Source organism: Okibacterium endophyticum, from assembly GCF_054780075.1.
On sequence record NZ_BAAGXA010000005.1, the window covers coordinates 411,033 to 426,167 of the forward strand.

Sequence of the window (15,135 nt, forward strand, 5' to 3'; positions counted from 1 at the left end):
CTTCGCCGCCGACTGTTCGCCACGCCCGTGAGAGAGGAGAGTATGACCCTGAGTGAAGGCCGTCAGCTGACGATCGCGGTTCCGCCGCTGTCCCGTGGTGCCGTGGATCGCGACTATCGCACCCGTTCGCAACCAGAGCTTCTCGCCGATCTGGAGCAGAATCCCGACGCGAGGATCCTGCCCATGTGGAACGGCCGGATGCTGGTGGGTGAGGGCGAGATCGTCCTCGTTCCCCGGCTCGAACACGCCGGGGAGGGGCTGAGCTGCTACCTCGGCCGCACGATCGGCCCGATCGCAGACACCCCGTCGAATGCACCGGTCCGTCTCGTTGTGCTCGCAGACGACGAAGCGAAGCGCCTCGAGCCCGACGAGGCACGCTGGCGAGGACTTCGAGAGCTGGCCGGCACCGTCGGAGATGATTCCGTCGCCTTTGCGACGGCGGCCGTCGCTCTGGCCAACTGGCACGGGTCGAGCAGGTTCTGCCCGCGTTGCGGGTCCGAGACGGTGATCGAGCAATCCGGGTGGGCGCGTCGCTGCACGTCGTGCAACAACGAGACCTTTCCCCGCACCGACCCGGCCATCATCGTGGTCGTGACCGACGACGACGACCGTTTGTTGCTCGGCTCGAACGTGCTGTGGGAGCAGGGCAGGTATTCGCTGCTGGCGGGGTTCGTCGAGGCGGGGGAGTCACTCGAGCAGGGAGTGGTGCGCGAGATCTCCGAGGAATGCGGTCTCGAGGTCATCGATCCCACCTACAGGGGCTCACAGCCGTGGCCGTTCCCGCGCTCGCTGATGCTCGGCTTCGCGGCGCGGGTGGCGCCGGGGCAGAACCCGGACGACCTGGAGCCGGACGGAGACGAGATCGCAGATCTCCGGTGGTTCACGCGCCACGATCTGAGGCACGACAGCGCCGGTGTGCTTCTGCCGGGCACGAGTTCGATCGCGCGCACGCTCATCGAGCAGTGGCTGGCCGCGGACGGAGGTCCCGGGCTCGACGAGCAGACGACCGGCGGCCGGCGGTGACAGACGTCGTCAGGGAGCCCTCTCGCCTGCTCGAATCGCTCGACGATGACCAGCGCATCGCGGCAGAGGCGCTGAGGGGACCGGTCTGCATACTGGCGGGCGCAGGCACGGGCAAGACCAGGGCCATCACCCACCGCATCGCCTATGGCGTGGCCACGGGGACGTATGCGGCGAACCGGGTTCTCGCCCTGACCTTCACCACGAGGGCCGCCGCGGAACTTCGCCAGCGCCTTCGCCAGCTGGGTGCAGGGGGTGTGGCCGCACGCACCTTTCACTCGGCCGCGCTCAGCCAGCTCAACTACTTTTGGCCGCACGTCGTCGGCGGTTCCGTGCCGTCCCTCGTCGAAGGAAAGGCACGAGTGCTCGGCCAGGCCGCTGAGCGGCTGAAGCTCAAGGTCGACACGGCGACGCTCAGAGACCTCGCCGCAGAGATCGAGTGGCGCAAGGTGTCCGCACTGAGCATCGACGAGTACGCCCACGCGGGCAGGCAGACGCCGCCCGGCTTCGATCTCGAACGCGTCCTCGCGATGCAGGCCATGTATGAGACGCTCAAGGACGAGCGCCGCCAGATCGATTTCGAAGACGTGCTGCTCGTGTGCGCCGGCATGATCCGGTCGGAGCCCTCGGTGGCGATGCAGGTGAGAGAGCAATACCGATTCTTTGTCGTCGACGAGTACCAGGACGTCTCCCCTCTGCAAGAGCGTCTGCTCGGGTTATGGCTCGGAGACCGGAGCGAGATCTGCGTCGTCGGTGATGCCAGTCAGACCATCTACTCGTTCGCGGGCGCCAAGAGCGATTACCTTCTCGGTTTCGCCTCGAGGCATTCAGGCGCGACGGTCGTGAGGCTTGAGCACAACTACCGTTCGACGCCACCCATCGTCGACACGGCCAACCGGCTGATGCGCGGGCGCGCGGGCGCGTTGACCCTGCACGCCGCGCGCCGCGGTGACCACCCTGATCCCGTTGTCCGGGCGTTCGCCACAGACATCGCCGAGGCCCGGGGGATCGCAGAAACGATCAGGGAGCAGATCTCGTCCGGCGTGAGACCCGAGCGCATAGCCGTGCTCTATCGCTACAACGTTCAAGCGGCTGCGTTCGAGACAGCGCTCAGCGAACTGGGCATCTCGTACCAGTTGAAGGGGTCGAAGCGGTTCTTCGACCTGCCCGAGGTGAAGCAGGCGATCATGGCCCTGCGGGGAGCATCCGTCGCCGTTTCTGCCGAGCCCCTCTTCAAATCGGTGAGCGACGTGCTGCGTTCGCTCGGCTGGTCGCAGGTCGCTCCAGAGACACGTGGCGCTGTGCGTGACCGGTGGGAATCCCTCAACGCGATCATGCAGCTCGTCGACCAGGCGGCGGCGGGCACAACGCTGCGGCAGTTCACCGATGAGCTGCTCGAGAGGCAGGCCGGGCAGCACGAGCCCACCATGTCGGCGGTGACCCTCGCGACGCTGCACTCCGCGAAGGGGCTCGAGTGGGACACCGTGTTCCTCATCGGCCTGAGCGAAGGACTCGTTCCGATCAGCTATGCAAAGACGTTCGAGCAGATCGATGAAGAGCGGCGGCTGCTCTATGTGGGCATCACTCGCGCGAGGACGAGACTTTTTCTGTCGTGGTCAGAGGGAACAGGTCGGGCGGGACAACCACGGTCGATGTCGCGTTTTCTGACAGAGATCGGCATCCGCACAGCGGGTGCTGCCGGTGCGAGACGAAGCGGCCAGCAGAAGAGTCGCCGAGTCTGATCGACGAACCCACCAGCTCGTTGACGCCGCGGCGCACCCGCGCGTCGACGATCCGCGCCACTCTGAGCGCGACTTCGCTCACCAGAGGCTCTTCCTCGGCAGCGGCCGTGAGGTGCGCCACCTGGGTGGCGATCACCGGCCAGGCGTCGTCTTCGTCGACTCTGGCGTTCGCCACGCAGTGCAGGCAGGGGCCGAGCCCGGGTTCGACGAGGGGCCCGATGCTCACACCCGTGTCACCGTAGGTGACCGCAAGGTGTGGGATGTCGCTGCTCAGCCAGGGCACGTATCGCGCCGGGGCGATGGCGAAGGCGCCGATGACAACGGTGAGCGCGGGCCGTGCGGCCCGAGCGGGCGCAGTGACGGCGAGGTCGCGGTCGAGCAGAAGCTCTCTCACCCTGGTCGCCGTCGGCCCGCTCCCGTCCACAACGCAGAAACCGTCGGTTGCGTGAGGGGGAGGACTGTTCTGGCCGTGGAGCAGCGCGGGCCGCAGCGCCGTGACGAACGCATCGACCTCCTCCCGTTCGACGCCGAAACGCCGCCCGATGTCACCGAGCGTCGAGACGCTCGCCCCCGCGACCGCCGCGCCGAGAAGATGTTCGAGCGCGACAGTGGAGTTGTCGAACAGCACCATCGCGCGTTCGACCCCGATCTGCAGCGATGTCGGAGAACGCCAGACGACGGGGTATCGCGGATCGAGTTCGACGTGCATGGAGTGATCATGCCGCAGCGGCCATCGGTTGCGAGCGGGTTATCCACAGCCCGGTCGTCGGCTCACGAACCGGTCAGACCGACGGCGGCCGGTCGTCGCCTTCGCCGGCGGGTTCGTCTGGATCGATCCTCGACGAGCTGTCGTCGGCGGTTCCGGACCGTCCGCTCAACAGGTCGTCGAGCGCCGCATCGAACTCATCCCTCTCGGGAAGCTCTCCGCGGGCCGCGCGGGCCAGGCGTGCGATAAGAGCAGACGGATCATCGATGTCTGATGCCGTCGGAACGAGATCCGGGTGCGACCAGAGCTGGTCCCGATCGTCTGCGCCGACGGCATCCGTCACCGCCTGCCACATCGCTGCGGCCTCGCGAAGGCGTCGCGGACGAAGTTCGAGCCCGACAAGGCTCGACAGAGCCGACTCGGCCGGTCCGCCCGTGGCACGGCGTCGCCGAACCGTCTCAGCGACGGAACCCGCCTTCGGCAGGCGCGTCGTCGCCTCCGCGGTGATCACGTCGACCCAGCCTTCGATGAGGGCGAGCATCGTCTCGAGGCTGGAGAGCGTCTCGAGCTGTTCGTCGGTTTTCGGAGGGATCAGCGAACCGTCCACCATCGCCTGGCGAAGTTCCTCGGGATGCGACGGGTCGAAGCTCTCGGCGAGAGACTCGAGACGCTCGGTGTCGATGTTGATGCCCCTGGCGAACTCGGTCACAGACGAGATGAGCCGCAACCGCAGCCACCGTGCGTGGCGGAAGAGCCGGGCGTGCGCGAGCTCGCGCACCGCCAGGTACAGCTGCACCTGGTCGATGGGAATGTCGAGTCCCTCCGCGAAGTTCGCGACGTTCTGCGGAATGAGGGCCGCCGTGTTGTCATCGAGAAGCGGCAGTCCGACGTCGCCGCCCGAGACGACCTCTTTCGACAGCTGCCCGACGACCTGGCCGAGCTGCATCGCGAACAGGGCGCCGCCGATGCTCCGCAGCATCTGGCTCGCGCCCTCGACCATGCCGCGCATCTCTTCGGGAGCCTGCTCCCGCATCACCCGGGTGAGGGCATCCGAAATGCTCAACGCAACGGGCTCGGCCAGTTGCGTCCACACGGGCATGGACTGCCGTGTCCACTCGGCACGGCTCATCAGCAGAGGGGTCGACGTGACGTCGCTGATCGACGTTGTGTCTGCGAGCCACAGTGCGGCCACATGGAAGGCCTGCTCGAGTTGTGCCCGCTCGTTCTCAGAGGACGGCGTGGCGCCGTCGTTCGCGATCTGGCGTGCCCTGTCCTCCGACGCCTGCCAGTTGAGCCCGCCGTCCGGGCTGGGCTGCATCGCATTCTGGAGCTGGCTCATCATCGCCTGGAGGGCGGCCGGATCGTTCGGCAACCCGGCGGCGCCCGCGAGCTGGGCGGGGTCGACACCGGCCTGACCTGACAGGAACTGTTGCAGCATGTCGCGGAATTCGTCTTCTGGATTCTTCGCGTCGTCTTCTGGCACGTCAGCCACCTCTCAGCGGGCTCGGGGTTGCTGGATCTACGCTAGTCAAAGATCCGTTGAGATTCGCGCGTGGGGGCTGATCCCCTGTCCGCCCGCCGCGAACACCAGAAAGGCCGCGCGTGACCCTGTTCTCTGACGATCCCACTGTGCCCGGAATCGTGGATCGTGACGCCGTCATCACCGCGCCCGCCGTGCGAAGGCGCCGACGAGGTTGGATAGCGCTCGCCGTTGGTTTTGTGCTGCTCGGTGTGCTCGCCATCTGGCCGAGCTCATATGTGATCCAGCAGCCGGGACCTGTTTTCGACACCCTCGGCAGTGTGGAGAGCGACGATGAAGACGTGCCGCTCATCACCATCGACGGCACTGAGACGTATCCGACGAGCGGAAGCCTCGACATGCTCACGGTGCAGGTGCTCGGCAACCCGGAGCAGCGGCCTGGGTGGTTCGAGATCGTGTCGGCCTGGTTCGACCCTGCCCGGATGGTGGTGCCCCTCGAGGCTGTGTTCCCGTCCGACCAGACACTGGATGAGCGCAACGAGCAGAACGAAGAGCTGATGGTCGACTCCCAGCAGGACGCGATCGCCGCAGCGCTCTCTGAACTCGGCTACGAGTTTCCGGCCGAGTTCAGCATTGGGCGGATCACAGAGGGATCGCCCGCCGAAGGCACGCTCAAGGTCGACGACGTGCTCGTCAGCGTGAACGATGTTCCCGTTCCCGATGTCGAGACGATTCGCGAGGTCCTGATCGAGAACGGCACGGAGAAGCCCGCGGAGTTCGACGTGATCAGGGGAGGAGTGCCGACCACGGTGAGCGTCACCCCAGAGCCGTGGCCGCTCGAGAACGGCGAGACGATGCCCGTCGTCGGCATCACCACGACCTACGTCTATGACTTTCCCGTCGACGTCACCATCCAGCTCGACGATGTGGGGGGACCGAGTGCCGGCATGATGTTCGCTCTCGGCATCGTCGACAAGCTCACGCCGGGGGAGCTGAATGCGGGCGAGCAGGTCGCCGGAACGGGCACCATCGGCGCGGATGGCGCCGTCGGCCCTATCGGAGGCGTTCGGCAAAAGCTCTATGGCGCGCAGAACGCGGGAGCGGGTGTCTTCCTGGCCCCGCAAGGGAACTGCCAGGAGGTCGTGGGTCATGTCCCAGATGGACTCGACGTCTACAGCGTCGCGACTCTCGACGACGCGATAGCCGTTCTCGAGACGATCTCGTCCGGTGACGGCGCCGACGAACTGCCCACCTGCGAGAGCGTCGCCTCCGAGGACTGAGCCGGATGCGGATGACGCTCCCAGATTGTGCGGGAGCACGCCCCTCTAGAATGGTTCACGACCCCGAAGACCAAAGAGGCTATACGTGACGTCCACAGCATCCGCACGACAGGATTCCCCCAAGAGAAGCCGCCGCGCTCCCATTCTCATCACGGTCGCGATCGTCGCGGTCTTGGTGATCGCATTCTTCGCCTTCGCGGGGGTGTACACAGACTTTCTCTGGTATGAGCACCTCGGTTTCACGAGCGTGCTGTTCACGCAGTGGTTCGCGACCGGGGTGATGTTTCTCGTCGGGTTCGTCGGCATGGCTGTGCCGGTCTGGCTGAGCATCTACCTCGGTCACCGGTTGAGGCCTGTCTACGCGAAGCTGACAGGTCAGCTCGATCGTTACCAGGAACTCGTCGAGCCTCTTCGCCGCCTCGCGACGTACGGCATCCCCGTGGTCCTCGGCCTCTTCGCCGGCTTTTCAACGGCAACGCGCTGGCAGGTCGTGTGGATGTGGATGAACAGCACCCCGACGGGTCAGACCGACCCCCAGTTCGGGTTCGACGTCTCGTTCTACATGTTCGACCTGCCGTTCTATCGCGGTGTCGTCGCGTTCGCCTCTGCTGTTGTGCTCGTGTCGATCCTCGCCACGGCAGCCGTCACGTATCTCTATGGCTCGATCAGGGTGACAGGGCGCGAGCTGCGGATCTCGAAGGCCGCACGCATCCAGCTCGCGATTCTCGCCGGGGTGTACCTGCTTCTGCAGGGGGTCTCGATCTGGCTCGACCAGTACACGACGCTCACGCAGACCGGCGATCTCATCACGGGCGCGAACTATACAGACGCAAATGCGACGATCCCCGGTCGTGCGATTCTCGCCGGCGCCGCCGTTGTCGTTGCGCTCTTGTTCTTCGTCACGGCGTTCATCGGGCGCTGGCGGCTGCCGATCGCCGGAACCGCACTGCTTCTGGTCGCCGGGCTCGTCGTCGGTTCCGCCTACCCGTGGGTCATCCAGCAGTTCCAGGTCGGCCCGAACGAGCAGTCCCTCGAGCGGCCCTACATTCAGAAGAACATAGACCTCACCCGTGATGCCTATGGCGTCGCCGACGTCGAAGAGATCCCGTACAACGCGACGACGGATGCCGAGGCCGGCGCCCTGCGTGAAGACGCGGAGACGACCGCGAGCATCCGAATCATCGACCCTGCGATCGTGAGCCCGTCCGTGCGGCAGCTCCAGCAGTTCAAGCAGTACTACAGCTTCGCCAGCACGCTCGACGTCGACCGGTACAACGTCGATGGTTCGATGCAGGATGCAGTGGTGTCGGTTCGCGAGCTCAACCTGGCCGGTCTTGACGACGCGCAGAGCTGGGTGAACTCCACGATTGTCTACACACACGGTTATGGCATGGTCGCCGCATACGGCAACGAGCGCTCCGCCGACGGGCAGCCGGTGTTCATGGAGGGCGGCATCCCGTCGACGGGTGTGCTCGGCGAATACGAGCCGCGGATCTACTTCGGCGAGAATTCGCCGGAGTACTCCATCGTCGGTGCGCCAGAGGGCAGCGATCCCGTTGAACACGACTACCCGGCGAACAGCGAAGGCGAAGAGAACAGCTACACCACCTATGAGGGTGATGGCGGACCGACCCTCGACAACGTCTTCAAGAAGCTGTTGTACGCCCTGAAGTTCCAGTCCGAGCAGATCTTTCTCTCAGACGCGGTGAACGACGAGTCGCAGATCCTCTATGACCGCGATCCGCTCGAGCGGGTGCAGAAGGTCGCTCCGTACCTGACCCTCGACTCCGACCCGTATCCGAGCGTCGTCGACGGCCGGATCGTGTGGATCGTCGACGGGCTGACCACGTCGGCGAACTACCCGTACTCGCAGAAGGTGAACCTGGCAGAGGCCATCACCGACTCGCAGACAGAGGCGCAGCCTTTCGCGCTCGAAGAGATCAACTACATCCGCAACTCCGTCAAGGCGACGGTCGACGCCTACGACGGCTCGGTCACGCTCTATGCCTGGGATGACGAGGATCCGGTCCTCGCGACCTGGCAGAAGATCTTCCCCTCGACGGTGAAGCCGATGAGCGAGATGTCGGGTGAGCTGATGAGCCACGTCAGGTATCCGTCAGACATGTTCAAGGTGCAGCGCCAGATCCTCGGCAAGTATCACGTGGTCGACGCGGGCCAGTTCTATTCGCGCACCGATCAGTGGACCACACCGAACGACCCGCAGTCGTCAGGCGACTCCGTGTCACTCCAGCCTCCGTACTACCTGACACTGCAGATGCCGGGCCAGGAGTCACCCGCGTTCTCGCTCTTCTCGACGTTCATCCCGCCTGGTGCCGGTGAGGCATCGCGCAACGTTCTGACGGGCTATCTGGCGGCAGACGCGAACGCCGGGTCGACGGCGGGTGAGAAGGCGGAGAGCTACGGAACACTCCGGCTGCTCACTCTGACGGGCGACGATACGGTGCCCGGTCCCGGGCAAGTGCAGAACAACTTCGACTCCGAGCCGAGTGTCTCTCAGGAGATCAACCTGCTGAAGCAGGGCCAGACCGAGGTGCTGAACGGCAACCTGCTGACTCTGCCGGTCGGTGGGGGACTGTTGTACGTGCAGCCGGTGTATGTGCAGTCGACGGGCGGCACGAGTTATCCGCTCCTGCAGAAGGTGCTCGTCGCATTCGGCGACCAGATCGCCTTCGAAGACACTCTCGACCAAGCGCTCGATGTTCTGTTCGGCGGTGACTCCGGTGCCAATGCGGGTGATAACGAGGTGCCAGACATCGAAGAGGGCGCGCCTGTCGACCCGGGGGCGGTGCCAGACGAGGGCGATCAGACAGACGAGGGCACAGACGAACCCACGGATCCTGCTGTCAGCGAAGATCTGCGAGACGCGCTCGCAGACGCCAATCAGGCCATGCAAGACAAGCAGGCTGCCCTTGCCGACGGCGACTGGGCCGCATACGGCGAGGCGGATGCCCGTCTCGCTGAGGCCCTGCAGAGAGCACTCGACATCACCGGGTGATGACGGTCGGGGCCGGTGCGGCGCTCACGCGCTGTTTCCGGCCCCGATTGGACGCCTCGTCAAGCGCATGCTAGAGTTAATTCTTGTGCCGCGGGGTGGAGCAGTTCGGTAGCTCGCTGGGCTCATAACCCAGAGGTCGTAGGTTCAAATCCTGCCCCCGCAACAGAGAAGGCCCGGAATCGTTGAGATTCCGGGCCTTTTGCTTCGCCCAGGCGCAGCCGGCTCGGGGCTTGTTTGCCACAGGTGGGTATGGCCTCGGGCATGTCCTGCTCATCGTGTGCGGTGCGGGTGTCCGGTGGCACCGTGTGATGAGCCGAGCACCCTACGGGGTTTCTGGGCTGTGGTCCATCACCTTCTGCATGAGCATCAGGAGCAGCGTCTGCTCCACATCTGTCAGCGAACCGAACCACTCGCGCTCCACTTCGAGGTGCGCTTCGTAAGTGCGGCGTGTCGCGGTCTCTCCCTGCGGTGTCAGTCGCATCACAACCGAGCGCTGGTCCTCGATAGACGGCTCTTTGGTGACGAGGCCGTCTTCGTGGATCTTCTTCAGCGCTGCAGAGATGGTGGCGCGGCCGATGCTCGTCACCGCGGCGATCCGATGCGATGGCAGCGGGCCGAGCACCCACAGGGCGAAGCAGATGCGAAAGCTCGCCTGAGTCCAGCCGGCAGGTCGATGCACGCGCCGCTCGGCATCGTCCGTCATCAGCTGATTGAGCTTGCGCGCGACAAGACTGAGGCGGGGGATCACGGTGTCTTGGTCTATGCCGAGTTCGTTCACCTTGTGCGCCGACGCATCGACGAAGGACCGGAATCGACCGGCCCGGGAATGTGGCTGTGGGACGTTCTGCACGGGAGTCAGTCTGCCTTATCCGGCGCGTCGACCGCGGATCGCACTGCGGTGCCGTCGGTGATCGTGACGAGCTCGCAGAAGGCATCGACGCCGGCATCGCCCCCCTCGCGCCCGATCCCGCTCTGCTTGACCCCGCCGAACGGGATCGACGGATCGGGCATGGCGAGCTCATTGACCCACACGACGCCCGCCTCGAGCCGTGAGACGATGCGCTCGATGAACTCGTCGTCCGCAGACCACACGCTGGCGCCGAGGCCGTAGAGGGTGCCGTTCGCGAGTCGGATGACGTCGTCCTCTGTGTCGTAGGCAATCACCGGGAGGACTGGGCCGAACTGCTCTTCGTCGACGATCGGATCCCCGGGGGCCAGATCGGTGACGATCGACGGCTGCATAAAGAACCCCGGCTCCTTCGACCGCACGCCCTCGTATGCGACGCGTCCTCCTCGCGAACGGGTGCCCTCCAGAAGCGACTGCACCCGGTCATACTGTGCCTCGGTCGTCAGCGCCGGCGCTGTCGCCTCGGCATCGAAGGGGTTTCCGGTCCGCGCCTGCGCGGCGAGCGAAGCGAGGCGGTCCACGACATCGTCGGCGATAGGTCTCGGGACGTAGACGCGCTTCACTGCGACGCAGGCCTGACCGCTTGACGCGAAAGCGCTTCTGAAGATCTGCGGCACGACCGTGTCGAGATCTGCATCGGCGCCCAGGATCGCAGGGTCGTTTCCGCCGAGCTCCAACTGCACCCGCTTGAGGGTCGACGCAGCAGCTGTCATGATTCTCTTGCCGACCGCCACACTGCCGGTGAACGAGATCATCGCGACATCAGGGTGTTCACTGAGCACCGGACCTGCCGCGTCGTCACCCGCCACGATGTTCACCCACCCCGGCGGAACGAGGTCTGCGAATGCTCTGGCAAGTCTCATCGCGCTGAGCGGTGCCGCCGGAGACGGCTTGCAGACGACCGTGTTTCCCGTGACGAGGGCTGCCCCGATCTTGTTGACCATCATCAGAAGCGGCATGTTGAACGGTGTGATGGAGGCGACGACGCCGATCGGCCGGCGCAGAACCCGAACCCGCTTGCCCGCCGCGGATCGAAGCTCCTCTGCTCGCGGCTCGACCGAGGCCCAGTGCTGCAGCGCCGCAATCGTGCCCGCCGTCTCCATGGTTGCGGAGCGGAACAGTTTTCCCGTCTCGAACGAGATGAGAAGGGAGAGCTCACGCGCGATCTTCTCCACGTGGTCGGCCATCTGGCCCAGCAGGGCTCGGCGAGCAGCCAGATCGGCCGTGTCGGCCTCGAACGCCGTCCGTGCGGCGTGGATGGCGGCACGCACCGTGTCGGCATCCGCCATACGGTACTCGACCATCTGAGTGCGATCCCATGGGGCCCGCACCGTGCCAGGAACGGTCCCTTCGATCATCCGTCCGCCGATCAGGTGCCGGCTCTCGCTGGCGATGGCGGACGCGTATGCGTACGCATCCCGCGCTTCGGTTGTGTGGGCATTCGCTGTTGTCATGCTGTGGCTCCAAACAGGTCGGGGTTGCGCACCAGAAAGTGCTCGGCGAGGGCGAGAACGCTGAGGTAGGTGTTCGCGCTCGGCACCGTCGGCATAACAGACGCGTCGACGACGCGTAGGTTCTCGACGCCCAGCACACGGCAATCGGAGTCGACGACGGCCTCCGGATCGTCCGGTGCTCCCATGCGGGCCGTGCAGCAGAGGTGCATCGTGTCTTTCACCGTCGCTATGATCTCGTCGTCGTCTCTCGGCATCGTGGGCTCTCCGGTGACGATCCGGCCGAACGCCTCGTGGTCCATCAACGTGCGGGCACGCTTCAGCCCGTCGCGCATGCGGATGAGGTCGCGTTCGTCCGAGAGAAAGTCGAGCTCCACATGGGGCTCGTCGAGCGGGTCAGCCGAGCGCAGCGTCATCTCACCACGGGAGTACGGCTGCTCCAGCGAGACCGCGATCCCCGCCGTGTCTCTTCCGAACCAGTAGTTGTGGTTTGTCGCGAGGAGCATCATGTCGTTGTGATGGCCGTCACCGAGTCCAGACGAGTAGCGGACGACGATGTTGGTCGGCCGATTGGCGACGCAGGTCTGCGCCGCGGGCGCAACGGGAACCTCGACGAAGGTGACGGCGTGGTCCTGTGCGCCACGGCCGACAGGTAGGTCCGCGCGTACGGGGATGCCGAGAGGCGCCAGGACGTCCGCTGGTCCGATGCCCGAGCGCATCAGGATGGCCGGCGAGAACGTCGATCCGGCGCAGAGCAGGACCTCGCCGCCCGGACGGGCGATGTGGCTGTTGCCGGCGACGTCGACCACACCGATCGCGCGGTCGCCCCGGAAGAGGACCCGGTCGACATGCGTATCGCCCATGATCCGGAGGTTTTGTCGGTGGCGTGCTGGCTCGAGGTACGCATGGTTGGTCGAGACGCGGTTCCCACCTCTGATGTTCATCGCCGTCGGGGAGACACCTGTGCTGCCCGGGGCGTTGTGATCGGGATGCCAGGGGTATCCGGCCGCGAGCGCGGCGTCGCGAACGGCGCGATCCACACCGCCCCAACCGGGCTCGGGTTCACGATAGACCGGCGTCGGCCCCGTTGCCCCGTGATACGGCAGGTGGCCGAAGTCGAGGTCGCTCTCGATGGCGCGGTAGGCATCGAGCATCGCCTCTGGGCCCCACCCCTGAGCACCGTGCTCTTCCCACGTGCGGAAATCGTCGTCGACGCCACGGATCGCGTACAGACCGTTGATCGTGGAACTGCCTCCGAGCCCACGCCCCCGCCTGTAGGGGAAGGGCTCCTGGCCTCGTGCTCGTCGTGCGGTGGTCCCGTGCCAGTAGAATTCAGGGTTCAGGTGGTTCTTGGGCGCCTCCAGCGCGAGACCGAGGCCCTTGGTGCGATCCCTGAACTCTTTGGGTGTGTCGGCGGCACGATAGTCCGGTCCGGCCTCGATGAGGAGGACAGAGATGCCGGGGCTGGTCGTCAGGCGAGACGCGAGCAGCGCTCCGGCTGAACCCGCACCGACGATGATGTAGTCCCAACCGCTCATGCTGCCTCCTTCGTTGGTTGCCCATGTGGCCGCCGCCTCGCGGACTCATGTCTGAACATATCGTCCCGCCGCTCACCCGATATGTCAATTGATAGACAAAATCGGGCACGATAAGTTCTCGGAGAATGCTGAATAACCGCGAACTATGGGGGTGAATAAAAAGGATCATGGGAAAAACAAGTCTAATGCTTGACTACATTGCGACTTGTGTAAGAGAATCCCATCACGGTTCCTGCAACGCGGCAGCGAACCCCGACCCGGGAGAACACGATGAAGCGTTCCACTGTCCGCAAACGACTCGTCTTCAGCGCCGCCATCGCGTGCGGGATGCTCGGCCTCGCCTCGTGCAGCGCCTCCGGAGCGGCGGAGGGCGGCGAGCTGGACCTCGATCCGCTGAACCTTACCGCGGAGCAGGAGTCGGAATTCGAATCACTGTATGAGGCGGCTATCGAGTCCGGCGAGACGGAGGTCGCCATCTACGCCGGACACCACGACGAGTACCTCGGCATCTACGAGGCCTTCGAGAACCGCTTTCCGGGGCTGACGATCCAGCCCGAGACCTACGTCGGCGCCGAACTGCAGACAGCACTCGAGGCAGAGAAGCAGAGTGGCAGGCACGTCGTCGGAGTGATCTCGAACCCCAATGCCGACAGGTATGCGGAGCAGGGGTTCGCCGAGGCGTACCGCCCCGTGACCTTCGAGATCCCGGCGTGGACCGAGGGCCGGATCAGCCCAGACCAGATCGAAGACCCGAAGGGTTTCTACCACGCACCGTGGGCACTGCTGTTCGCGTCCTCGTACAACACCGAACTGCTTGACGAGAACGAGCTGCCCGGCACCTGGGCGGAACTGGCCGACGACGAGTGGGAGGGGAAGCTCACGTTCATGACGCCGGCGACTCCCGGGGGAACGCAGACCGTGCTGGCCACCCTCCTCAACGACGGGGTCGTTGACGAGGAGTGGCTGCGCACCGTGGCTTCGCACGCGAAGATCGTGGCGCAGGACCAGCTCGCGCTGCAGTCGATCAGCTCTGGTGAATTCCCCTTCCAGCCTCTGTCTGCCACGACATCCGTCCTCAACGCACAAGAGGACGGCGCGCCCGTCGCCGTGCATTTCATGGACGAAGACAACGTCGCCTCGACAGAGAAGTGGATGCTCGCGGCTGACAGTCCATCGCCAGAGGCGTCAAAGCTGCTGCTGAGCTTTCTCTTCACCAACGAGGCCCAGAACGCCACCGTCGAAGCGGGAAACTTCCCGCTCGCGCAGGACTCATCTGTCGAGTCGCCGCATGGCTGGCCGGCTCTCGAAGACGTGAACTTCGTGCCGATTCCGGAGCAGACCGCACTGCGCGCCAAGGCGCTCGAGTACAGCGAAGGTCTCTTCCGTGAGATCAGCGGCAACTAGCACGATCAGCCCCGACGGGGAGGAAGGGAGACACATGAATGCTCAGGACGCGGAGATCCTCGCTCGACTGAACGCGCTCGAGAAGCGCGTAGACGAACTCGATTCGATCCGGGCGATCGAGAAGCTGCAACAGCAGTACGTTCGGGATCTCGGCGACCGCAATTGGCAGGGTGTCGCCGACGCGTACGCCGAAGATGCGGTGTGCGACATCAGGCAGCACGGCCGCCACGCCGGTCGCGACAGCATCGCGGAGATGTTCGCCGAGGACCTCGAGACGGTCGTGAAGAGCCGCGACGGGTACATCCTCTCGTCGCCGTCCATCACCGTGGACGGCGACGAGGCCTACGGGGAGTGGGTCTGGCATCGCTTCCAATGCGAGTTCCGCACCTCCTTCGGAATGATGCGGGTCTGGGGCCCGTGGTCGGAGGGCATCTACAAATGTCACTACCGCAGGATCGACGGGGAGTGGAAGATCGGGGATCTCTGGTTCCGGGTGATCCGGCCGGATTCAGATGAGGAACTCGCGCAGATCCAGGAAGGGCAGGTCATCGGGGGCAGCTATGCGCCTGTGGGGAGGGCCGGCGGGTGACT

Annotated in this window: 10 protein-coding genes and 1 tRNA gene; 7 read left to right on the forward strand and 4 right to left on the reverse strand. The window is 65.2% G+C overall.

The features are described from left to right. The first annotated feature begins 42 nt into the window (after nucleotides 1-42). Both nudC and ACYVF5_RS06155 read left to right on the forward strand, forming a co-directional pair. Complete coding sequence (nudC, locus tag ACYVF5_RS06150) at nucleotides 43-1,023, forward strand: NAD(+) diphosphatase (protein WP_460944392.1); 981 nt, start codon at nucleotides 43-45, stop codon at nucleotides 1,021-1,023. Further along, nucleotides 1,020-2,762: an ATP-dependent helicase gene (locus tag ACYVF5_RS06155; RefSeq protein WP_460944394.1), complete on the forward strand. Its 1,743-nt coding sequence runs from the start codon at nucleotides 1,020-1,022 to the stop codon at nucleotides 2,760-2,762. Before nudC ends, ACYVF5_RS06155 begins: the two co-directional genes overlap by 4 nt. 782 nt (nucleotides 2,763-3,544) lie before the next feature. On the opposite strand, the gene ACYVF5_RS06160 is transcribed toward ACYVF5_RS06155, so the two are convergent. Beyond that, nucleotides 3,545-4,951 (reverse strand): zinc-dependent metalloprotease, encoded by a 1,407-nt coding sequence (locus ACYVF5_RS06160; protein ID WP_460944396.1) that lies wholly within the window; start codon nucleotides 4,949-4,951, stop codon nucleotides 3,545-3,547. Nucleotides 4,952-5,070: 119 nt separating this feature from the next. On the opposite strand from ACYVF5_RS06160, the gene ACYVF5_RS06165 reads away from it, so the two are divergent. From ACYVF5_RS06165 to ACYVF5_RS06175, 3 genes are all read left to right on the forward strand, one after another. Next, the gene (locus tag ACYVF5_RS06165) at nucleotides 5,071-6,228 is read left to right on the forward strand and encodes a YlbL family protein (protein WP_460944398.1); all 1,158 of its coding nucleotides are present in this window, start codon (nucleotides 5,071-5,073) and stop codon (nucleotides 6,226-6,228) included. Between the two features lie 85 nt (nucleotides 6,229-6,313). Next, a complete protein-coding gene (locus ACYVF5_RS06170; protein WP_460944400.1) occupies nucleotides 6,314-9,244 on the forward strand; it encodes a UPF0182 family membrane protein in 2,931 nt (976 codons plus the stop codon). Nucleotides 9,245-9,333: 89 nt separating this feature from the next. Beyond that, a tRNA-Met gene (locus ACYVF5_RS06175) sits at nucleotides 9,334-9,407 on the forward strand. Between the two features lie 159 nt (nucleotides 9,408-9,566). On the opposite strand, the gene ACYVF5_RS06180 is transcribed toward ACYVF5_RS06175, so the two are convergent. Genes ACYVF5_RS06180 through ACYVF5_RS06190 form a run of 3 tightly spaced genes read right to left on the reverse strand, consistent with a single transcriptional unit; the run spans nucleotide 9,567 to nucleotide 13,140 of the window. Next, a complete protein-coding gene (locus ACYVF5_RS06180) occupies nucleotides 9,567-10,094 on the reverse strand; it encodes a MarR family winged helix-turn-helix transcriptional regulator (protein WP_460944402.1) in 528 nt (175 codons plus the stop codon). A gap of 5 nt (nucleotides 10,095-10,099) precedes the next feature. Continuing rightward, nucleotides 10,100-11,605 (reverse strand): aldehyde dehydrogenase family protein, encoded by a 1,506-nt coding sequence (locus ACYVF5_RS06185; RefSeq protein ID WP_460944404.1) that lies wholly within the window; start codon nucleotides 11,603-11,605, stop codon nucleotides 10,100-10,102. Next, nucleotides 11,602-13,140, reverse strand: coding sequence for a GMC family oxidoreductase (locus ACYVF5_RS06190; protein WP_460944406.1), 1,539 nt, complete (start codon nucleotides 13,138-13,140; stop codon nucleotides 11,602-11,604). The genes ACYVF5_RS06185 and ACYVF5_RS06190 overlap by 4 nt, the downstream gene beginning before the upstream one ends. 270 nt (nucleotides 13,141-13,410) lie before the next feature. On the opposite strand from ACYVF5_RS06190, the gene ACYVF5_RS06195 reads away from it, so the two are divergent. After that, on the forward strand, nucleotides 13,411-14,544 hold the full coding sequence (locus ACYVF5_RS06195) for an ABC transporter substrate-binding protein (RefSeq protein ID WP_460944408.1): 1,134 nt from the start codon (nucleotides 13,411-13,413) through the stop codon (nucleotides 14,542-14,544). A gap of 34 nt (nucleotides 14,545-14,578) precedes the next feature. Beyond that, nucleotides 14,579-15,133 carry a nuclear transport factor 2 family protein gene (locus ACYVF5_RS06200; RefSeq protein WP_460944410.1) on the forward strand — a complete coding sequence of 185 codons (555 nt, stop codon included), beginning with the start codon at nucleotides 14,579-14,581 and terminating at the stop codon, nucleotides 15,131-15,133. Nucleotides 15,134-15,135: the final 2 nt, after the last annotated feature.